Origin of the sequence: Mucilaginibacter pedocola, assembly GCF_002013915.1 — a bacterium.
Lineage (GTDB): Bacteria > Bacteroidota > Bacteroidia > Sphingobacteriales > Sphingobacteriaceae > Mucilaginibacter > Mucilaginibacter pedocola.
The window spans coordinates 61,907-82,078 of record NZ_MBTF01000039.1; the positions used below are offsets into that span (position 1 = coordinate 61,907).

Annotated in this window: 18 protein-coding genes and 5 tRNA genes; 4 read left to right on the plus strand and 19 right to left on the minus strand. The window is 44.3% G+C overall.

The features are described from left to right. The first annotated feature begins 16 nt into the window (after window positions 1-16). From BC343_RS29405 to BC343_RS31180, 4 genes are all read left to right on the plus strand, one after another. Window positions 17-679, plus strand: coding sequence for an IS1096 element passenger TnpR family protein (locus BC343_RS29405; RefSeq protein WP_078351402.1), 663 nt, complete (start codon window positions 17-19; stop codon window positions 677-679). A gap of 114 nt (window positions 680-793) precedes the next feature. After that, window positions 794-1,702, plus strand: coding sequence for a tRNA (adenosine(37)-N6)-dimethylallyltransferase MiaA (miaA, locus tag BC343_RS29410; RefSeq protein ID WP_078351403.1), 909 nt, complete (start codon window positions 794-796; stop codon window positions 1,700-1,702). Window positions 1,703-1,799: 97 nt separating this feature from the next. Further along, window positions 1,800-2,249 carry a DUF6934 family protein gene (locus tag BC343_RS29415; RefSeq protein WP_078351404.1) on the plus strand — a complete coding sequence of 150 codons (450 nt, stop codon included), beginning with the start codon at window positions 1,800-1,802 and terminating at the stop codon, window positions 2,247-2,249. A gap of 28 nt (window positions 2,250-2,277) precedes the next feature. Then, a complete protein-coding gene (locus BC343_RS31180; RefSeq protein WP_156088784.1) occupies window positions 2,278-2,436 on the plus strand; it encodes a hypothetical protein in 159 nt (52 codons plus the stop codon). Window positions 2,437-2,524: 88 nt separating this feature from the next. Here the strand turns inward: BC343_RS31180 and rfbA are convergent, their stop codons facing one another. From rfbA to hpf, 19 genes are all read right to left on the minus strand, one after another. Further along, entirely contained in the window at window positions 2,525-3,388 is an 864-nt protein-coding gene (gene rfbA, locus BC343_RS29420) for a glucose-1-phosphate thymidylyltransferase RfbA (RefSeq protein WP_078351405.1), read from the minus strand. Between the two features lie 16 nt (window positions 3,389-3,404). After that, entirely contained in the window at window positions 3,405-4,268 is an 864-nt protein-coding gene (gene rfbD, locus BC343_RS29425; RefSeq protein WP_078351406.1) for a dTDP-4-dehydrorhamnose reductase, read from the minus strand. A 59-nt stretch (window positions 4,269-4,327) separates the two neighbouring features. Continuing rightward, window positions 4,328-5,263: a GDP-L-fucose synthase gene (fcl, locus tag BC343_RS29430; protein WP_078351407.1), complete on the minus strand. Its 936-nt coding sequence runs from the start codon at window positions 5,261-5,263 to the stop codon at window positions 4,328-4,330. Between the two features lie 93 nt (window positions 5,264-5,356). Continuing rightward, complete coding sequence (locus tag BC343_RS29435; RefSeq protein WP_078351408.1) at window positions 5,357-5,677, minus strand: DUF3467 domain-containing protein; 321 nt, start codon at window positions 5,675-5,677, stop codon at window positions 5,357-5,359. 66 nt (window positions 5,678-5,743) lie between these two features. After that, complete coding sequence (gene rpoC, locus BC343_RS29440; RefSeq protein ID WP_078351409.1) at window positions 5,744-10,030, minus strand: DNA-directed RNA polymerase subunit beta'; 4,287 nt, start codon at window positions 10,028-10,030, stop codon at window positions 5,744-5,746. A 129-nt stretch (window positions 10,031-10,159) separates the two neighbouring features. Further along, entirely contained in the window at window positions 10,160-13,963 is a 3,804-nt protein-coding gene (gene rpoB, locus BC343_RS29445; protein WP_078351410.1) for a DNA-directed RNA polymerase subunit beta, read from the minus strand. A gap of 195 nt (window positions 13,964-14,158) precedes the next feature. Further along, window positions 14,159-14,542 (minus strand): 50S ribosomal protein L7/L12, encoded by a 384-nt coding sequence (rplL, locus tag BC343_RS29450; RefSeq protein WP_078351411.1) that lies wholly within the window; start codon window positions 14,540-14,542, stop codon window positions 14,159-14,161. Window positions 14,543-14,603: 61 nt separating this feature from the next. After that, entirely contained in the window at window positions 14,604-15,122 is a 519-nt protein-coding gene (gene rplJ / locus BC343_RS29455; protein WP_078351412.1) for a 50S ribosomal protein L10, read from the minus strand. A 2-nt stretch (window positions 15,123-15,124) separates the two neighbouring features. Beyond that, window positions 15,125-15,823 carry a 50S ribosomal protein L1 gene (gene rplA, locus BC343_RS29460; protein WP_078351413.1) on the minus strand — a complete coding sequence of 233 codons (699 nt, stop codon included), beginning with the start codon at window positions 15,821-15,823 and terminating at the stop codon, window positions 15,125-15,127. A 104-nt stretch (window positions 15,824-15,927) separates the two neighbouring features. After that, the gene (gene rplK / locus BC343_RS29465) at window positions 15,928-16,368 is read right to left on the minus strand and encodes a 50S ribosomal protein L11 (RefSeq protein ID WP_078351414.1); all 441 of its coding nucleotides are present in this window, start codon (window positions 16,366-16,368) and stop codon (window positions 15,928-15,930) included. A gap of 191 nt (window positions 16,369-16,559) precedes the next feature. After that, a complete protein-coding gene (gene nusG, locus BC343_RS29470; RefSeq protein ID WP_078351415.1) occupies window positions 16,560-17,102 on the minus strand; it encodes a transcription termination/antitermination protein NusG in 543 nt (180 codons plus the stop codon). 16 nt (window positions 17,103-17,118) lie between these two features. Further along, window positions 17,119-17,313, minus strand: coding sequence for a preprotein translocase subunit SecE (gene secE / locus BC343_RS29475; RefSeq protein WP_078351416.1), 195 nt, complete (start codon window positions 17,311-17,313; stop codon window positions 17,119-17,121). A gap of 18 nt (window positions 17,314-17,331) precedes the next feature. Further along, a tRNA-Trp gene (locus BC343_RS29480) sits at window positions 17,332-17,402 on the minus strand. Window positions 17,403-17,522: 120 nt separating this feature from the next. Further along, entirely contained in the window at window positions 17,523-18,710 is a 1,188-nt protein-coding gene (gene tuf, locus BC343_RS29485; protein ID WP_078351417.1) for an elongation factor Tu, read from the minus strand. Window positions 18,711-18,766: 56 nt separating this feature from the next. After that, window positions 18,767-18,838: transfer RNA gene (locus BC343_RS29490), tRNA-Thr, on the minus strand. Between the two features lie 88 nt (window positions 18,839-18,926). Next, window positions 18,927-19,002 (minus strand) — tRNA-Gly (locus tag BC343_RS29495). Window positions 19,003-19,088: 86 nt separating this feature from the next. Further along, a tRNA-Tyr gene (locus BC343_RS29500) sits at window positions 19,089-19,169 on the minus strand. Between the two features lie 62 nt (window positions 19,170-19,231). Then, a tRNA-Thr gene (locus BC343_RS29505) sits at window positions 19,232-19,304 on the minus strand. A gap of 520 nt (window positions 19,305-19,824) precedes the next feature. Continuing rightward, window positions 19,825-20,172, minus strand: coding sequence for a ribosome hibernation-promoting factor, HPF/YfiA family (hpf, locus tag BC343_RS29510; RefSeq protein WP_078351418.1), 348 nt, complete (start codon window positions 20,170-20,172; stop codon window positions 19,825-19,827).

Here is a 20,172-nt window from a genome sequence, read left to right on the forward strand (position 1 = left end):
ACAAAAATTACTACAAATGGCACTATACAGGTTCAGGGTTACTTTTGAAGATTATGATGATGTAAGCAGGGATATCGATATCCGATCGACCCAAACATTTGAAGACCTTCACCATGCAATTAACCAATCTATTGGTTACAACCCTGAATACCCTTCTTCTTTTTATATCAGTAACGACCAGTGGATGAAAGGTGAGGAATTTACTTACCTGCCCAACCAAAAACGTATTGACAGGAAGATACTGTTAATGGACAAGGTAAAACTGAGCAGCCAGATAGACGATCCGCATCAAAAGTTTTACTATACCTTCAATTTCGACAGGCCTTTTGATTTCCATGTGGAATTGAAGCAGATTATCCTCAACGAAACCGCAGGCGCTACTTACCCGCTGGTAGTACGTACCGTGGGCGAGGCTCCAAAGCAATTTGGTAACGTGTTTAACCCGGCAGCAGCAGCCGCAGCAGCAACTACCGAAGAGGAAGACCTGGACTTCCTGAACGAAATGGCCTACAACCACGACGATGCCGACGATTTTTCGGAAGTTACGGATAGCGATAGCACTGACGATTCTGAAGAAAAAGATGAAGAGGGCGAAGAAGACGAATTTGGCTTCGGCGACGATGACAACTACGAAGACGACGACCGTGGCGGACGCGGCGGCCGTAATGACGATTATTAATATTGTTTGAATATCGAATGATGAACTTCGAACACCGAATTTCGAAGTTCATCATTTTCTTTACTTCGAAATTCATTATTCGGCATTCGGTGTTCGATATTTTTCCTTTCAATTATGAGCACCACCCCTACCCTCATCGTAATCGCTGGCCCTACTGCCTCCGGTAAAACAGCAGCAGCTATTCAACTGGCTCAGCACTTTAATACCGCAGTGGTATCGGCCGATTCGAGGCAGTTTTTCAGGGAGATGAGTATTGGCACGGCAAAACCCAATGCCGAAGAGCTTGCAGCCGCACCGCATTATTTTATCAATTCACATTCTATTCAGGAAAGCTTTTCGGTTGGCGATTTCGAGCGGCAGGGCCTCGCTTTGTTGGAGGAGTTGTTTCAACAGCACTCGGTAGTAATATTGGCAGGCGGCTCAGGTTTATACATTAAGGCCATTTGCGAAGGTTTTGACGACCTGCCCACCGCCAACGATGAAATACGCGACAGGCTAAATGCCGAATTAGCTGAAAAAGGCATCGCGCACCTGCAGGAGCGCTTAAAACTTGCAGACCCGGTATATTATGCAGAAGTGGATATAAACAACCCACAGCGCCTGATAAGGGCTTTAGATGTATACGAGAGCACTGGAATCCCCTTCTCATCTTTCCGTACGGCGCAAACCCGTAAACGCACCTTCAACATTATTAAACTGGGGATGGATATGCCGCGCGAAGCCCTTTACGACCGTATTAACCGCCGGGTTGATATCATGGTAAACGATGGCTTGATAGAAGAAGTGCAGGCGCTACTCCCATACCGTCATTTAAACGCCCTGAACACCGTTGGCTACAGCGAACTATTCGACTACTTCGACGGCAAAAACGATCTGCCTACTGCCATAGCCCTCATTAAACAAAACACCCGCCGTTTCGCCAAACGCCAAATGACCTGGTTCAGGAAAGATAAGGATATTGTTTGGGTTGATGCCTTGGGAGATGGGTTATTGGAGGAGATGTTGAAGGTAGTGGAAAAGTAGTCCGAACAGAGTAAAAACATAACTCCCCCTTTATAGCTATCTTGTTGGTATAAGCATAAATTTCAGCTTTCGGTGAACTAATTGCTATATTACGTTTATGCACCTAAAACATTATCCATTCTTTAACAGAAATGATCATCACGACTATGAATTTTATAGCATTGGGCCAAAAGGAAGAATCAAAAAAATGGTTACGTTCTCGCTCATCCCCAATCTCGAATTTACAGCCTATAATTTAGCTTTCGGTGATCTAAATATGCAAACAGGCCAGTTAGATGATAAAGCAAATAGCAATAACGATGATAGAGACATAGTGCTGGCTACTGTTGCTAACACTGTATTAGAATTTAGCAAATATCACAACCGCCCATACATTTATGCAACGGGAAGCACGTCGTCGCGTACAAGATTGTATCAAATGGGCATAGCGGGTTTATGGGAAGAAATCAGCACGAACTTTGAGGTATTTGGGCTAAAAAACGATATTTGGTATGAATTTGAACCCAATAACACTAACTATGAGGCTTTTTTGGTTAAACAGAGATAATTAACTAAATTTGATAAAAGCGAAAGACATGGCAACGATGATAAAAAATACGGCCGTTAACAAAAACTCTAATAAAGGGTCAAATGCTGCTTCGATCAAAAGCCATGCTAATGATGCTGTGGTATTAAAAAAAGTAGAAGAAGCCTCGAAAACTCTTCAAAGAGTTGGGCTCCCTGTTCAAAAGTAACTTCGCTATGCTGTCCAGCACAACGTTTTGTGAAGCACGCTGTTTCGCACTTATTGCAAACCGCTGACTGCAAATTGCCAATCCCAGACTACTCCTCCAGCAAACTCTGCAGGTAAGCCCCGTAACCGCTTTTAATATATTTCTGCACCAACACTTTTAGTTGTGCATCGTCAATGTAGCCCATTTCGTAGGCAACTTCTTCTATACACCCAATTTTGCGCGACTGGCGTTTTTCTATTACGCGTACAAATTCGGTAGCATCGCTTAATGAGTCGAAGGTGCCGGTATCCAGCCAGGCGGTGCCGCGGTCCATTACGCCTACATTCAGGTTGCCTTGCTCCAGGTAAACACGGTTTACGTCGGTTATTTCGTATTCGCCGCGGGGCGATGGTTGTATGTTTTTGGCTATCTCTACTACGCTGTTGCCGTAAAAATACAACCCGGGTACGGCATACTTTGATTTTGGAACGGCAGGTTTTTCTTCGATAGATATCGCACGAAAGTTGGTATCAAATTCCACTACACCGTAACGCTCCGGGTCGGCAACAGGGTAAGCAAAAATGGCAGCACCATCTACATCATTAAAGCTTTGTACCAATTTGCTGAAACCTGAGCCGTAGAAAATGTTATCACCTAATACCAGTGCTACTTTATCGTTGCCAATAAAATCGGCACCGATCACAAAAGCCTGGGCAAGACCGTTCGGCTTTTCTTGTATGGCATATTCAAATTTGCAGCCTATTTCTTCACCAGTACCCAGCAGGCGCACAAAGCCGGGATTATCCTCGGGTGTGGTGATGATCAATATCTCATTTATCCCTGCCAGCATTAAAACCGATAAGGGGTAATATATCATCGGCTTATCGTAAATTGGCATTAGCTGTTTGCTTATTGCCTTGGTAATGGGGTAAAGCCTTGTACCCGAACCGCCTGCTAATATGATACCCTTCATGGTGGTGATAATGTGTTTAGTTTTGTTGTTTTATTTTGCCTATACAAACTTTCAGGCTATCGCGCCAATACGGTACTTCAATACCGAACGTAGTTTTTATTTTGGTTTTATCCATTACCGAATACTGCGGCCTGGTTGCCTTTGTGGGGTAACCGCTGGTAGGGATAGGTATAACTTTTACTTCGGTGCCCGATAGGTCGAATATTGCTTTAGAGAAATCGTACCACGAAGCAATACCTTCGTTACTGTAGTGGTAAATGCCATAGGCCGTGCTGCCCGATGTGATGATGGTGATAATGCAATCTGCCAGATCTATAGCGTAAGTTGGCGTACCGGCCTGGTCGGCTATGATTTTTAACTCCGGGCGTTCGCTGCCCAGTTTAAGCATGGTTTTAACGTAGTTATTGGCAAACTCCGAGTATAGCCATGCTGTGCGTACAATAAAATACTTATCGGTCAGCGGCGGTATAACTTTCTCGCCATCCAATTTGGTTTGGCCATATACACTAATAGGCAGGGTTTCATCTTCTTCGGTAAGCGGAGATGATATATCGCCTTTAAACACAAAATCTGTTGATACCTGTATTAGCGTGGTGCCATGCTCGCCGCATAGTTTGGCTATATTCTCAACACCGGTTTTATTTATTTTTTCGGCAAGCTCGGTTTCGTCTTCGGCTTTATCTACCGCAGTGTAGGCAGCGCAGTTAACCGCGTAAGCGGGTTTGTGCTTATCAAACAGTTTGGCCAGCCCTTCTACATCCAATATATTGGCCTCTGTTTCGTCGGGGAAGATAAAAAAGTCGAGGTTTTTATCAGCAGCTAATTTTTTAAAGCATTGCCCCAGTTGCCCAGAAGCGCCAAAGATGATAGTTTTAGTCATTTAGAGAGTGATATGGTGTTTAACCGCAGTGCTAACACTTTTCGGAATGTTTTGTTTGGTTACCGCTCGGTATGTTTTACCAAAAAATCCTGATAGGCCATTTGTATACCGTCTTCCAGTTGGGTGGAGTATTTCCAGCCTTTTTCGGCTAATTTGGTAACGTCCATCAATTTGCGGGGCGTACCATCGGGCTTGCTGGTATCAAAATCAATTGTGCCTTCGTAGCCAATTACCTTCTTTACCAGGTAAGCCAAGTCCTTAATGCTTATTTCGGTGCCGCTGCCAATGTTTACCAGGCCCGGCTCGTTGTAATTCTGCATCAGGTAGTAGCAGGCTTCGGCCAGGTCATCGGCAAATAAAAATTCGCGTAAGGGCGTACCTGTACCCCAAATAGTTACTGTTGGCAGGTTTTGCTCTTTAGCTTCGTGAAAGCGGCGTATCATGGCCGGCAGCACGTGCGAGTTTTGCGGATGGTAATTGTCATTATACCCATACAGGTTTGTAGGCATTACCGATATATAGTTGCAGCCGTATTGTGCACGGTAAGCATCGCACATTTTTATACCGGCAATTTTGGCTATGGCGTAGGGTTCGTTGGTTGGTTCCAGCAAGCCGGTAAGCAGGTAATCCTCTTTAAGCGGCTGCGGTGCCAATTTTGGGTATATACAGCTCGACCCTAAAAACATCAGTTTTTTCACCCCGTTGAGGTGCGAGTTTTGGATAACGTTATTCTGTATCATCAGGTTATCATACAAAAACTCGGCGCGGTAGGTATTATTGGCCACAATACCCCCTACTTTGGCAGCCGCCAAAAACACGTAATCGGGTTTTGTTGTAGCAAAAAACTCAGCAACCTGTTGCTGATCGCGCAGATCGATCTCGCTTGATGTACGGGTAATGAAGTTGGTGAAACCCTCCTTTTCCAACTTGCGATGAATGGCAGAACCCACCATTCCACGGTGACCGGCAATATATATTTTTGAATCTTTATTCATTTCTTTTAGTCAATAGTCGATGGTCCATAGACCATAGTAAAGAAAACGCCCATACAAACCATGGACCATCGACCATGGGCTATGGACTAAGAATTACGCTTGCCCTATCGGCCCACCAAAATTCATGGGGAAACCCGGTGCGCCGCCCTGGCCGTTGTCTACTTTAATGCGGCCATTGGCTGCTTCAAATTTCTCAACGTTGTCTTCCAATGCGCTTAACAGCCTTTTAGCGTGTTCGGGGGTTAATATTACACGCGATTTTACTTTGGCCTTAGGTACACCCGGCATTACCCGAATAAAATCGAGTACAAACTCGGATGTAGAATGGGTGATGATGGCAAGGTTGGCATAAACACCTTCGGCCATCTCTTCCGACAGCTCGATGTTTATCTGGTTTTCGTTCTGTTCTTCCATGGTACTAAAATAGCAAAGCCTTCTGTTTTCACAGAAGGCTTTGCAAAAGTATTTAAAAAAACCTTATTAAGCGTCTACTTCTTCGGTTTTTGAAGCCATCAGGCGGTCGAATTCTTCCTGAGAACCTACGCGGATATTTTCGTATTCGCGCAAACCGGTACCCGATGGAATTAAGTGGCCCACAATAACGTTCTCTTTCAAGCCAAGCATGTTATCGCGTTTACCGGCGATAGCTGCCTCGTTCAGTACTTTTGTAGTTTCCTGGAACGATGCTGCAGAGATGAACGATTTGGTACCTAACGATGCCCTGGTAATACCTTGCAGCATCGGGCTCGAAGTTGCAGCAATTGCATCCCTCACCTCAACCAGCCTTGCATCACGGCGTTTCAGTATCGAGTTTTCGTCTCTCAACTTACGCAATGAGATGATCTGGCCTGCTTTAAGGGTTGTAGAATCGCCCGGCTCAACAACAACTTTCTTATCGAAGATCTCGTCGTTCTCTACCATGAAGTCCCAGCTATCAACAGCTTCCCTTTCAAGGAAACGGGTGTCACCTGCATCTTCAATAGCAACTTTCTGCATCATCTGGTGAACGATAACCTCAAAGTGCTTATCGTTAATTTTCACACCCTGTAAGCGGTAAACCTCTTGTATACCATTTACCAGGTACTCCTGCACAGCAGCAGGGCCTTTAATGGCAAGGATATCCGCAGGCGAGATAGAACCATCAGACAATGGCATACCAGCTTTCACAAAGTCGTTATCCTGTACAAGGATGTGTTTAGACAATGGCACCAGGTATTTTTTAACCTGTCCGTCTTTGCTCTCAATGGTGATCTCGCGGTTACCACGTTTCACGCCACCTAAAGTTACCACACCGTCAATCTCGGTTACTACTGCAGGGTTAGATGGGTTACGTGCTTCAAATAGCTCGGTTACACGTGGTAAACCACCTGTAATATCTCGGGTTTTACCGGTTGAACGAGGAATTTTAGCAATAACCTGGCCTGTTTGTAGTTTTTCACCTTCTTCAACAGAAATGTGAGCACCTACCGGGATGTTGTATCCTTTTATAATATTGCCTTTGTTATCGGTAATTTGGATAACAGGGTTTTTAGTTTTATCCCTGGTATCGATAATTACTTTCTCACGGTGGCCTGTTTGCTCGTCGCTTTCTTCGCGGAAAGTGATGCCTTCCAATACTGCTTCGAATGTAGCAATACCGGCAAACTCTGATATGATAACCGCGTTGTACGGATCCCATGAACAGATACGGTCGCCTTTAGTGATCTTAGCACCATCTTTCACATACAGGTATGAGCCGTATGGAATGTTGTTGGTAACGATAACTTTGTTAGTACCCGGCTCAATGATGCGGAACTCGCCCGAACGGCCTAATACAACGTCAACATCTTCTTCTTCAGTTTTGTAACCTACGGTACGTACGTTTTCAAACTCGATGATACCATCAAACTTAGCGTTGATCTGCGATTCTGCCGCGATGTTTGATGCGGTACCACCCACGTGGAAGGTACGAAGTGTTAACTGTGTACCCGGCTCACCGATAGACTGTGCTGCAATTACACCCACTGCCTCGCCTTTTTGCACGCGTTTACCGCTTGCAAGGTTACGGCCGTAGCATAAGGTACAAACACCTCTGCGGCTTTCGCAGGTTAATACCGAACGTATCTCAACGCCTTCTAAAGGCGAGTTTTCAATTTTCTTGGCAATTTCCTCGGTGATGTCCTGGCCCGCAGCAACAATAAGTTCGTTGGTGATAGGGTCATGCACATCATGCAAGGTAGTACGGCCTAAAACGCGGTCGTATAGTGGCTCTACAATATCCTCGTTGTCTTTAAGGGCAGTTGTGTAAATACCACGCAGGGTACCGCAATCTACCTCGCCAACAATCATATCCTGGGCAACGTCATGCAAACGACGGGTTAGGTAACCAGCATCCGCAGTTTTCAACGCCGTATCCGCCAAACCTTTACGAGCACCGTGGGTAGAGATGAAGTACTCTAATACCGAAAGGCCTTCTTTAAAGTTTGATAAGATCGGGTTCTCGATGATCTCGCCACCCGAACCTGATTTTTGCGGTTTCGCCATCAAACCACGCATACCTGCCAGCTGGCGGATCTGCTCTTTAGAACCACGTGCACCCGAGTCAAGCATCATGTAAACAGAGTTGAAGCCCTGGTTATCGGTGCTCAGGATGTTCATCACATTCGCAGTTAAGCGGTTGTTGATACGGGTCCAGATATCGATGATTTGGTTGTAACGCTCGTTGTTGGTAATGAAACCCATGTTGTAGTTATTCATTACCTCTTCTACTTCTTTAGAAGCCTGAGCAATCAGCGTTACTTTTTCCTCAGGGATATTGATATCCTTCAGGTTAAACGACAAACCACCCTGGAAGGCCATCCTAAAGCCTAACTCCTTAATATCATCAAGGAATTGTGCTGCACGGGCCATACCGGTATTTTTCACTACATCGCCAATGATGTCGCGCAGTGATTTTTTGGTTAATAGCTCGTTGATGTATCCAACCTCTTCAGGCACGTGCTGGTTGAACAGTACGCGGCCTACAGTAGTATCAATCAGTTTAGTTACAATGCTGCCATCGCGCTCTTTAACACGGCCTTTTACTTTAATAAAGGCGTGCAGGTCTAATTTCTTCTCGTTGTAAGCGATGATAACCTCTTCGGCGGAGTAGAAAGTTAAGCCCTGGCCTTTTACCACACGGGTTTCATCTGTTTTACGGCCTTTGGTTATGTAGTACAAACCAAGCACCATGTCCTGAGAAGGTACCGTAATTGGGGTACCGTTGGCAGGGTTTAAGATGTTGTGCGATGCAAGCATTAATACCTGGGCTTCCAAAATTGCTGCGTTACCAAGTGGTACGTGCACAGCCATCTGGTCACCGTCGAAATCCGCGTTGAATGCGGTACAGGTAAGCGGGTGCAATTGTATAGCTTTACCCTCAACCAATTTAGGTTGGAAGGCTTGTATACCCAACCTGTGCAGCGTAGGCGCACGGTTTAGTAATACAGGGTGGCCTTTTAGTACGTTTTCCAAAATGTCCCAAACTAATGGGTCTTTACGGTCAACTATCTTTTTAGCAGATTTTACGGTTTTAACCACACCACGCTCAATCATTTTGCGGATGATGAATGGTTTAAACAGCTCGGCGGCCATATCTTTTGGCAAACCGCACTCGTGCAGTTTCAAGTTAGGGCCTACAACAATTACCGAACGTGCCGAGTAATCCACACGTTTACCCAATAAGTTCTGGCGGAAACGGCCTTGTTTACCTTTCAGGATATCCGAAAGTGATTTCAAAGCACGGTTACCTTCAGTTTTTACTGCGTTTACTTTACGTGAGTTATCGAATAACGAATCCACAGCTTCCTGCAGCATACGTTTTTCGTTACGCAAGATCACCTCAGGTGCTTTTATCTCTATCAAACGTTTTAAACGGTTGTTACGGATAATTACACGGCGGTAAAGGTCGTTCAAATCCGAAGTTGCAAAACGGCCACCTTCCAGTGGTACCAATGGGCGCAACTCAGGCGGGATAACCGGAACGATCTTAACGATCATCCACTCAGGGTGGTTCTCAATCCTCGATTGTGCATCGCGGAAAGCTTCCACTACCTGCAAACGTTTCAAAGCTTCGTTTTTACGTTGCTGCGAAGTTTCGTTTGCTGCCTGGTGGCGCAGGTTGTATGATAACTGGTCAAGGTCGAGGCGTTTCAGGAGGTCTTCCAGCGCTTCGGCACCCATCTTAGCCACAAATTTCTGCGGGTCTTTATCGTCAAGGTATTGGTTTTCCTTTGGTAAGGTATCCAATATATCCAGGTACTCTTCTTCTGTCAGGAAATCCATTTTAGATATACCGTCAGCTTCTTTAATACCCGGTTGTATAACTACGTAACGCTCGTAGTAAATGATTAAATCAAGGCGTTTGGTTGGTAAGCCCAGCAAGTAGCCAATTTTGTTTGGCAACGAGCGGAAGTACCAAATGTGCGCAACAGGCACCACCAGGTTGATGTGGCCCATACGCTCGCGGCGCACTTTCTTTTCGGTTACTTCAACACCGCAACGGTCGCACACGATACCTTTGTAACGTATACGTTTGTATTTACCGCAATGGCATTCGTAATCTTTTACCGGGCCAAAAATACGCTCGCAAAACAAACCATCGCGCTCGGGTTTGTAAGTACGGTAGTTAATGGTTTCCGGCTTTAAAACTTCACCGCTCGAACGCTCCAGGATAGACTCCGGAGAGGCCAGGCTGATAGTAATTGTGGTGAAATTACTTTTGATCTTATTATCCTTTTTGTAAGACATAGTCTCCTTTGTTTTTAATGTTGTTGAAGAGTTGTTGTAAAAGTTAAAAGTGTTGTAAAAGTTAGAAGTGTTGTAAAGGCGGAAGCTTTAACTTCTGTAACCTTTACAACCTTTCTAACTCTTTTAACTTTATTCCAACGTGATATCCAAACCTAAGCCGCGTAACTCGTGAACCAATACGTTGAATGATTCAGGAACCGATGGCGTTGGCAGGTTCTCACCTTTAACAATAGCTTCGTAGGTTTTGGCACGGCCAATAACATCATCCGATTTAACGGTAAGTATCTCCTGCAGGATGTTAGATGCACCGAATGCTTCAAGTGCCCAAACCTCCATCTCACCAAAACGCTGGCCACCGAACTGTGCTTTACCACCCAACGGTTGTTGTGTAATAAGCGAGTACGGCCCGATAGAACGCGCGTGCATCTTATCGTCAACCATGTGGCCCAGTTTCAGCATGTAGATGATACCTACAGTAGTTTGCTGATCAAAGCGGTCGCCTGTTAAACCGTTGTACAGGTACGTACGGCCCGATTCAGGTAAGCCTGCCTTGGCAATCCACTCTTCTACTTCGTGGTGGCTTGCACCATCGAAAATAGGAGTAGCGAATTTAACGCCCAGCTCTTTACCGGCCCAGCCTAATACGGTTTCGTATATCTGCCCAAGGTTCATACGCGAAGGTACGCCCAGCGGGTTCAACACGATATCTACAGGTGTACCATCTTCCAGGAACGGCATATCTTCGTCGCGTACGATACGCGCTACGATACCTTTGTTACCGTGACGGCCCGCCATTTTATCACCCACCTTAAGCTTACGCTTTTTAGCGATGTAAACTTTGGCCATCTGAACAATGCCCGAAGGAAGCTCGTCGCCCACGCTGATCGCGAATTTATCGCGGCGGTAAGCACCCAGTTCTTCGTTTACTTTGATGTTGTAGTTATGCAGCAACAATTTAATTTGCTCATTCTTATCATCATCAGTTGTCCACTTGGTTGGGTTGATGTTTTCGTATTGTAATTCGGCCAGAATTTTCTGAGTGAATTTAACACCTTTAGCAACGTAAAGCTCTTTGTAAACGTTGTAAACACCTTGCGAAGTTTTACCGTTAACAATTTCGAACAACTTGTCTATCAAAGTATTTTTCAATTCTTTAACAGCCCTGTCGTGCTTAGCATCAAGTTTCTCAATCTGAGCTTTCTCTTCGGCCTTAGTGGTTTTCTTAGCACGGCTGAAAAGTTTGGTATCAATAACCACACCCGCAATTGATGGCGGAGTTTTTAATGATGCATCTTTAACGTCGCCTGCTTTATCACCAAATATGGCGCGCAACAGTTTTTCTTCCGGTGAAGGGTCAGATTCGCCTTTAGGAGTGATCTTACCGATCAGGATGTCGCCTTCTTTAACCTCGGCGCCAACACGGATGATACCGTCTTCGTCCAGGTCCTTAGTTGCTTCTTCCGAAACGTTAGGGATATCCGGTGTAAGCTCTTCTTCACCACGTTTAGTATCGCGCACTTCCAGTTCAAACTCTTCTACGTGAAGCGAGGTAAAGATATCCTGAGACACAACGCGCTCAGAGATAACGATCGCATCCTCGAAGTTGTAACCTTGCCAAGGCATGAATGCCACTTTAAGGTTACGGCCCAATGCAAGCTCGCCGTTTTGTGTAGCGTAGCCTTCGCAAAGCACTTCGCCTTTGCTTACGCGCTGGCCTTTTTTCACAATCGGTTTCAGGTTGATTGTGGTGCTCTGGTTGGTTTTCTTGAACTTGGTTAAGATATAGCTCTTAGTATCGCCTTCGAACGAAACCAAACGGTCAAGTTCATCACGGTCATACTTAATTTTTATTTCGTTGGCATCAACATACTCAACCACACCATCGCCTTCGGCGTTGATAAGGGTACGAGAGTCTTTTGCTACACGGCCTTCCAAACCGGTACCTACAATTGGCGCTTCGGGGCGCAACAGCGGTACGGCCTGGCGTTGCATGTTCGAACCCATCAGGGCACGGTTAGCATCATCATGCTCAAGGAAAGGGATCAACGATGCAGCGATAGAGGTGATCTGGTTTGGCGCAATGTCCATCAAATCTAACCTATCCGGCTCAATGATCGGGAAGTCGCCCTCGAAACGTGCTTTTACACGCGGAGTAGCAAACTCGCCATTATCGTCATAAACCGCATTTGCCTGGCCAATGGTTTTACCATCTTCATCCTCAGCAGATAAATAGATAACCGGCTCGTTAACCTGTACTTTACCTTCAACCACGCGTTTGTACGGAGTTTCGATGAAGCCTAAGTTGTTGATCTTAGCGTGTACGCAAAGCGATGAAATCAAACCAATGTTCGGGCCTTCAGGAGTTTCGATAGTACACAACCTACCGTAGTGGGTGTAGTGTACGTCGCGAACCTCGAAACCGGCACGCTCGCGTGACAGACCGCCGGGCCCAAGGGCTGACAGACGACGCTTGTGCGTGATCTCTGCCAGTGGGTTGGTTTGGTCCATAAACTGCGATAGCTGGTTGGTACCGAAGAACGAGTTGATAACCGATGAAAGGGTACGCGCGTTGATCAGGTCGGTTGGTGTGAACACCTCGTTATCGCGGATGTTCATACGCTCGCGGATGGTACGTGCCATACGTGCTAAACCTACGCCGAACTGAGCATAAAGCTGCTCGCCAACGGTACGCACACGACGGTTAGACAAGTGATCGATATCATCCACCTCAGCTTTTGAGTTGATGAGTTTGATCAGGTACTTAACAATCGCAATAATATCCTGCTTGGTTAACACTTTTGTTTCGTCAGAAGTGTTAAGCTTCAGTTTACGGTTGATGCGGTAGCGGCCCACATCGCCCAGGTCATATCTTTTATCAGAGAAGAACAAACGATCGATGATACCACGAGCAGTTTCCTCATCAGGTGGTTCAGCGTTACGCAACTGGCGGTAGATGTGCTCAACTGCTTCTTTCTCCGAGTTCGAAGTATCTTTTTGTAGAGTATTGTATATAATGGTATAATCACCGCTGGTAGAGCTGTCTTCCTTGTTCAGGATGATGGTTTTCACACCTGCATCAATGATCATATCTATGTGGTCGTCTTCCAATACGGTTTCGCGCTCCAGGATGATCTCGTTACGGTCGATAGATACCACTTCACCGGTATCCTCGTCCACAAAGTCTTCCACCCATTTTTTAAGCACCCTTGCAGCAAGTTTACGGCCAATGAATTTCTTCAAGCCGCTTTTGCTAACTTTAACCTCATCGGCAAGTTCAAACAACTCTAATATATCTTTATCAGAATCGTAACCTATTGCACGAAGCAGGGTAGTAACCGGGAATTTCTTTTTACGGTCGATGTATGCATACATCACGTTGTTAACGTCGGTAGCAAACTCAATCCACGAGCCTTTGAAAGGGATAACGCGGGCAGAGTATAATTTGGTACCGTTGGTGTGGCGGCTTTGGCCAAAGAACACACCCGGCGAACGGTGTAATTGCGATACAATTACGCGCTCGGCACCATTGATAACAAATGTACCCTTCGGCGTCATGTAAGGGATGGTACCCAAATAAACGTCCTGCACAATGGTTTCAAAATCTTCGTGCTCTGCATCGTTACAGCTCAGGCGAAGTTTTGCTTTTAATGGTACACTGTAAGTTAAACCGCGCTCAATACACTCGCGTATATCGTAGCGTGGCGGGTCAATAAAGTAATCAAGAAACTCCAAAACGAAGATGTTCCTTGAGTCAGATATTGGAAAGTTTTCGGCAAATACTTTAAACAACCCCTCTTTGTAGCGGTTGTCTGACGTGGTTTCCAATTGAAAAAATTCCTGGAAAGATTGTAACTGTACATCCAGAAAGTCCGGGTACTCAAGTACCTTCCTGCTGGTTGCAAAGTTTACTCTTTGGTTGCTATTGTTTGCCAAGGTATTATAATTTTAGTTTATTGGACCTGTATGTGATATGAGATGTAAGATCTGAGACAGGATGAAAACCCGCTTGCATTAATAACGCGATATTATCATATCTCATATCTCGCGTCTCAAATCTGAAGTATATAAACAGCAATAGACCCCGACCAAAAAATGGTCGGAGTCTGATGCTATTTGGTATGGGTTAAATTATTTAACCTCAACTACTGCGCCTGCTTCTTCTAATTGTTTTTTCAAAGATTCAGCTTCTTCTTTAGTTACACCGGTTTTCAACTCTTTAGGAGCGCCGTCAACTAAGTCTTTAGCTTCTTTCAAGCCAAGGCCAGTAAGGTCTTTAACCAATTTAACAACTGCTAATTTAGCGCCGCCAGCTTCTTTCAAGATAACGTCGAATGCAGTTTGTACAGCAGCTTCAGCAGGAGCATCATCGCCACCTGCAGGAGCAGCAGCAACAGCAACAGCTGCAGCAGCTGGCTCAATACCGTACTCGTCTTTTAATATTTGAGCTAACTCGTTTACTTCTTTTACTGTTAAGTTTACCAACTGTTCAGCAAACGCTTTTAAATCCGCCATTTTATTTTAATTTTTTACTTAATGCTTTTTAATTTAATTCGAACTTGTAATGAGGCGTTCGTTAACCTCTTTCTTGTAATGTTTTTACGAGGCCTGCAATAGTAGTTCCGCCTGATTGTAGAGCAGAAAGTACGTTTTTTGCAGGTGATTGTAGTAAGCCTACTATCTCGCCGATCAACTGTTCTTTCGATTTCAGTTTCATTAAAGTATCCAGTTGGTTATCACCAATGAACACTGCTGAATCGATGTATGCTGCTTTTAAGATAGGTTTCTCGCCTTTTTTCCTTAATGCTTTGATCAACTTTGCCGGAGCAGTTGCTGATTTTGAGAAAAGGATAGAAGATGAACCTTTCAAAACATCATATATCGGGCTGAAATCGCCGCCTGCAGCTTCCATAGCTTTTTTGATCAAGCTATTTTTTGCTACCTGCATTGTGATATCAGCATCGAAACACTGACGACGGATGTTGTTAACTTTTGCAACTGTAAGATCAGCAGTATCAGTAATATAGAAATTACCGTACTCTTTGATCTGCTCAGTAAGGGCCACTACTAATTCGTATTTTTCTTCTTTAGTCATGATTAGATCCCCGCTACTGATTTAGTTTCAACTGTTATACCCGGCGACATAGTTGAAGAGATGTGAATGCTCTTGAAGTATGTACCTTTTGCTGCTGATGGTTTCAATTTAGAGATAGTTTGCAATACTTCTAATGCATTCTCGTAAATTTTGTCAGCAGAGAAAGACGCTTTTCCTATTGAAGTATGGATGATACCGGTTTTGTCAACCTTGAAATCGATCTTACCACCTTTTACCTCAGTTACAGCTTTACCAACTTCTGGTGTTACTGTACCCGATTTAGGGTTAGGCATAAGGTTACGAGGGCCCAAAATACGACCCAAACGACCTACCTTAGCCATAACGCTTGGCATAGTTATGATAATATCAACATCAGTCCAACCGCCTTCAATTTTGGCAATATATTCGTCCAAACCTACGTAATCTGCACCTGCGTCTTTAGCTTCTTGCTCCTTATCAGGAGTACAAAGAACTAATACACGTACAGTTTTACCGGTTCCATGAGGTAAGGTTGCAATACCACGCACCATTTGATTGGCTTTACGTGGATCAACACCTAAACGTACATCAATATCAACAGAAGAGTCGAATTTGGTTAAAGTTAATTCCTTTACCAAAGCCGATGCAGCTTCTAATGAGTACGATTTGTTCGCCTCAATTTTGGATAGTGCCACTTTTTGATTTTTTGTTAATCTTGCCACTGTCTTAAACTGATTTGTATTAATTAATAATTTTTGAGTTCGGATTTCGGAATTGAGATTTCGGAATTAACTCCGAAATCGAAAATCTCACATCCGACATCAAGTTAGTTCCAGGGAGCCGTACCTGATACGGTGATTCCCATACTGCGGGCAGTACCTGCCACCATTTTCATGGCTGATTCTACTGTAAATGCATTCAAATCTACCATTTTATCTTTGGCGATAGTTTCAACCTGTTCCCAGTTTACGCTGGCAACTTTTTTACGGTTGGGCTCTGCCGAACCACTCTTTAAGCCTGTTGCTTCTAACAACTGGATAGCTACCGGAGGGGTTTTGATGATAAAATCGAAAGATTTGTCGACATAAACAGTAATAAGCACAGGAAGCACTTTACCAGGTTTGTCCTGGGTACGTGCATTGAACTGCTTGCAAAACTCCATAATGTTCACACCTTTTGCACCCAATGCAGGGCCAATTGGAGGAGATGGGTTTGCAGCGCCGCCCTTTACCTGAAGCTTCACCATCGCACCGACTTCTTTTGCCATTTTACTTTGATTTAATTATAACTCAATGTTAGTAAGTGGAAGCTAAGTAACATTTAAGATTTTGTGAGTGGTTGATTTGTGAATGGTGAGTAGTTCCCTTCTTCCGCTTCAACACTCGTATGTGTAATATTTTATTTAGTAGGGTTTGGCTTCGGCAACTATTCACTAATCAACCATTCACCAATAACCAACTACTCTTTCTCTACCTGCATGTAATTCAATTCAAGCGGCGTACGGCGCCCGAATATCTTTACCATTACTTTCAGTTTCTTCTTCTCTTCGTTCACCTCTTCTATCACACCGCTGAAACCGTTGAAAGGGCCATCCATTACTTTTACGTTTTCGCCAACGTAGTATGGTACAGCCATAGTTTCACCTTGTGTGGTCATCTCGTCAACCTTGCCTAAAATGCGGTTAACTTCGGCCTGGCGAAGCGGGATAGCATTACCTGCTTTATCCCCAAGGAAACCAATAACGCTGTTAATGTTTTTGATAACGTGTTCCAGCTCGCCATCAAGGGCTGCCTCCATTAAAACATAACCGGGAAAATAATTGCGTTCTTTCGCAATTTTCTTCCCGTCGCGCATTTGATAATATTTTTCAGTTGGGATCAATACCTGCGGTACAAGGTGCGTAATGCCCAAACGGCTAACTTCGGCATCAATATATTGCTTTACCTTTTTTTCTTTACCGCTGATAGCCCTAACTACGTACCACTTTAATTGATCGCTCATCTATACAATAAAATTATTAGGCTAACGATGTATAAAAAAAGTTTGACAGGTAACCGATTATCTGGTCCATACCGAAGATAACCATTGCTATAATAATAGCAGCTACCAGTACCAATACCGCGCTGCTTTGCAGTTCGCGCCAGGTTGGCCAAGTTACTTTCTCGGTCAACTCAATGTATGATTCTTTTATGTATTCAGCTACGCCAGCCATATCTAATTAATACTTAAGCACGGGAACAAGGATTCGAACCCTGATCAAAGGTTTTGGAGACCTCTATTCTACCGTTGAACTATTCCCGTGTATAATAAATCTCCTTGCGGAAATTTGTTGTTACTTATATTGTGAATAAAGTACCGAAGCAGTGCTCCGGTACTTTACACAAAAATTAACCGTTTTGTTACCCATTTAAGGGTAAGAAATTATTTTAAAATTTCAGTTACCTGGCCGGCACCTACTGTTCTACCACCCTCACGGATAGCGAAACGAAGGCCTTTTTCCATTGCAATAGCGTTGATCAATTTTACAGTGATGGTAACGTTATCGCCAGGCATAACCATTTCTACACCTTCTTCCAACGAGATCTCGCCGGTTACGTCAGTTGTGCGGAAATAGAACTGAGGACGGTATTTGTTGAAGAATGGAGTGTGACGGCCACCTTCAGCTTTTGATAATACGTAAACTTCTGCTTTGAAATCGGTGTGAGGAGTTACTGAACCTGGTTTGCAGATAACCATACCACGACGGATATCAGTTTTCTCAATACCACGTAACAATAAACCTACGTTGTCACCAGCTTCACCACGGTCAAGGATCTTGCGGAACATCTCAACACCAGTTACGGTTGATTTCAAGTTCTCAGCACCCATACCCAGGATATCAACAGGCTCACCTGAGTTGATAACACCACGCTCGATACGGCCAGTTGCTACAGTACCACGACCAGTGATCGAGAATACGTCTTCAACAGGCATCAAGAATGGAAGGTCTGTCAAACGTGGAGGGATTGGGATGTAGCTATCTACAGCATCCATCAACTCCATAATTTTAGCAACCCAAGTAGGCTCGCCGTTCAAACCACCAAGGGCCGAACCTTGAATTACCGGGATATCATCACCAGGGAAATCGTAGAAAGATAATAACTCACGAACTTCCATTTCAACAAGTTCTAACAACTCTGGGTCGTCAACCATGTCAACTTTGTTCATGAATACAACAAGTGCTGGTACACCTACCTGACGAGCCAAAAGGATGTGCTCGCGAGTTTGTGGCATAGGACCATCAGTAGCAGCAACCACAATGATCGCGCCGTCCATCTGAGCAGCACCAGTAACCATGTTTTTCACATAGTCAGCGTGGCCCGGGCAGTCAACGTGTGCGTAGTGACGGTTTGCAGTTGAGTACTCAACGTGAGCTGTATTGATAGTAATACCACGCTCTTTTTCTTCAGGAGCAGAGTCGATTGAATCGAATGAACGTGCTTCTGATAAACCTGCATCAGCTAATACTTTAGTGATAGCTGCAGTAAGGGTTGTTTTGCCGTGGTCAACGTGACCGATAGTACCGATGTTTAAGTGCGGTTTACTGCGGTCAAACTTTTCTTTTGCCATGATTTATTTTGTTTGTAGGTTAATTTACTCTTTTAATATTATACTTAAATAATATGAGCCAACAATGGGATTTGAACCCATGACCTCTTCCTTACCAAGGAAGTGCTCTACCCCTGAGCTACGTCGGCTTGTTTTTTAGTTTGCAGTTATCAGCTTTCAGTTTGCAGTAGATCAACGTGCCTGCCAACTGCTAACCGCCAACTGCCCACTTTTTTTTGGAGCGGAAGACGAGGTTCGAACTCGCGACCTATAGCTTGGAAGGCTATCGCTCTACCAACTGAGCTACTTCCGCAATTTTTAAATCAGTTAGCAGTTCCCGGTTAACAGTAGCAGTAGTAAAACTGCGTGCTGCAAACTGGCAACTGCCAACTGAAATTGTGGGGAGAGAAGGATTCGAACCTTCGTAGCCGAAGCAACGGATTTACAGTCCGTCCCATTTGACCGCTCTGGTATCTCCCCATTGTGATTCCGGATTTGCTATACTTAAGTGGAAGCTAAGCATCGCATCTCCGAAATAACAGAGCCTCCTATCGGGATCGAACCAATGACCTACTGATTACAAGTCAGTTGCTCTACCAGCTGAGCTAAGGAGGCTTATATTTTATTCCCGGTGTTGTATCTGCCTTTTGCCGCTACCTCAACCGTGGGTAATTTATATTGCGCTTTTAGTATTTTAAAGAACCTTTTTCCTTCGTCGCGTCTGCCGTAACGTCCTCTCCGAAAGGGATTGCAAATCTACAAAAATTTATAGCCGTGCAAAATTATTTTTCAAAAAAATTTCAAGGCTGGCAAACACCCCTGTTTCGCTTTGTTTTTAAATAAAATCGGGATTAAAAAAGGGATGAGATATCGCTATAATTATCAAAAGGTTAGCGATTGGAAGATTGTAAAAGCACAATATTTAGCTGAGGAAGCGAGAAGTTAATTAGCCGCATTTTTATAAGGCACAATGTATCCTCTTGCCCGTATTCAACCCTACAAATTCGTAATTAATGCCTTTTAACACCGCGCTATCGCTTATAATAACACGTTAGATAACGCTTAATGTTACCTCTTTTCACAAAAAAAAGCGGCAGGTTCTCACCCGCCGCTTTCTTTTCAGATTACTATTTCGTTAAAAATCGTCTTCCGCCGGTAACAGTACCGCTTTTTTGGCGGCTTCGGCAGCTATCGCTTTCTTGGTTTTATGTTTCTCTATTTGTTGGCGCAGGCCTTCTACTACCAGGTCGGTAGCTTCTTCGAAGGTTTTGCACTTCTCTTTGGCAAATATCTGGTTGCCGGGCAGGGTCAGCTTTATTTCCGTTATTTTGTTCGCTTCGTCTTTTACATTTTCTAATTTTAAATAAACCTCGCCACTTATAATGTGGTCGTAAAATGTTTCCAGCTTGTCAACTTTTCTTTGAATGAAATCCAGCAATTTTTGGTCTGCTGTAAAGTGAATAGATTGCACTGTAATTTTCAT

Bases quoted from the DNA above. Each gene is read 5' to 3' on its own strand.
- secE (WP_078351416.1), bottom strand. From the start codon at position 17,313: ATGGCTGGCGTAGCTGAATACATAAAAGAATCATACATTGAGTTGACC.
- miaA (WP_078351403.1), top strand. From the start codon at position 794: ATGAGCACCACCCCTACCCTCATCGTAATCGCTGGCCCTACTGCCTCC.
- nusG (WP_078351415.1), bottom strand. From the start codon at position 17,102: ATGAGCGATCAATTAAAGTGGTACGTAGTTAGGGCTATCAGCGGTAAA.
- hpf (WP_078351418.1), bottom strand. From the start codon at position 20,172: ATGAAAATTACAGTGCAATCTATTCACTTTACAGCAGACCAAAAATTG.
- BC343_RS31180 (WP_156088784.1), top strand. From the start codon at position 2,278: ATGGCAACGATGATAAAAAATACGGCCGTTAACAAAAACTCTAATAAA.
- rplL (WP_078351411.1), bottom strand. From the start codon at position 14,542: ATGGCGGATTTAAAAGCGTTTGCTGAACAGTTGGTAAACTTAACAGTA.
- BC343_RS29435 (WP_078351408.1), bottom strand. From the start codon at position 5,677: ATGGAAGAACAGAACGAAAACCAGATAAACATCGAGCTGTCGGAAGAG.
- rplK (WP_078351414.1), bottom strand. From the start codon at position 16,368: ATGGCAAAAGAAGTCGGTGCGATGGTGAAGCTTCAGGTAAAGGGCGGC.
- fcl (WP_078351407.1), bottom strand. From the start codon at position 5,263: ATGAATAAAGATTCAAAAATATATATTGCCGGTCACCGTGGAATGGTG.
- rplJ (WP_078351412.1), bottom strand. From the start codon at position 15,122: ATGACTAAAGAAGAAAAATACGAATTAGTAGTGGCCCTTACTGAGCAG.
- rpoC (WP_078351409.1), bottom strand. From the start codon at position 10,030: ATGTCTTACAAAAAGGATAATAAGATCAAAAGTAATTTCACCACAATT.
- tuf (WP_078351417.1), bottom strand. From the start codon at position 18,710: ATGGCAAAAGAAAAGTTTGACCGCAGTAAACCGCACTTAAACATCGGT.
- BC343_RS29405 (WP_078351402.1), top strand. From the start codon at position 17: ATGGCACTATACAGGTTCAGGGTTACTTTTGAAGATTATGATGATGTA.
- rfbD (WP_078351406.1), bottom strand. From the start codon at position 4,268: ATGACTAAAACTATCATCTTTGGCGCTTCTGGGCAACTGGGGCAATGC.
- rfbA (WP_078351405.1), bottom strand. From the start codon at position 3,388: ATGAAGGGTATCATATTAGCAGGCGGTTCGGGTACAAGGCTTTACCCC.
- BC343_RS29415 (WP_078351404.1), top strand. From the start codon at position 1,800: ATGCACCTAAAACATTATCCATTCTTTAACAGAAATGATCATCACGAC.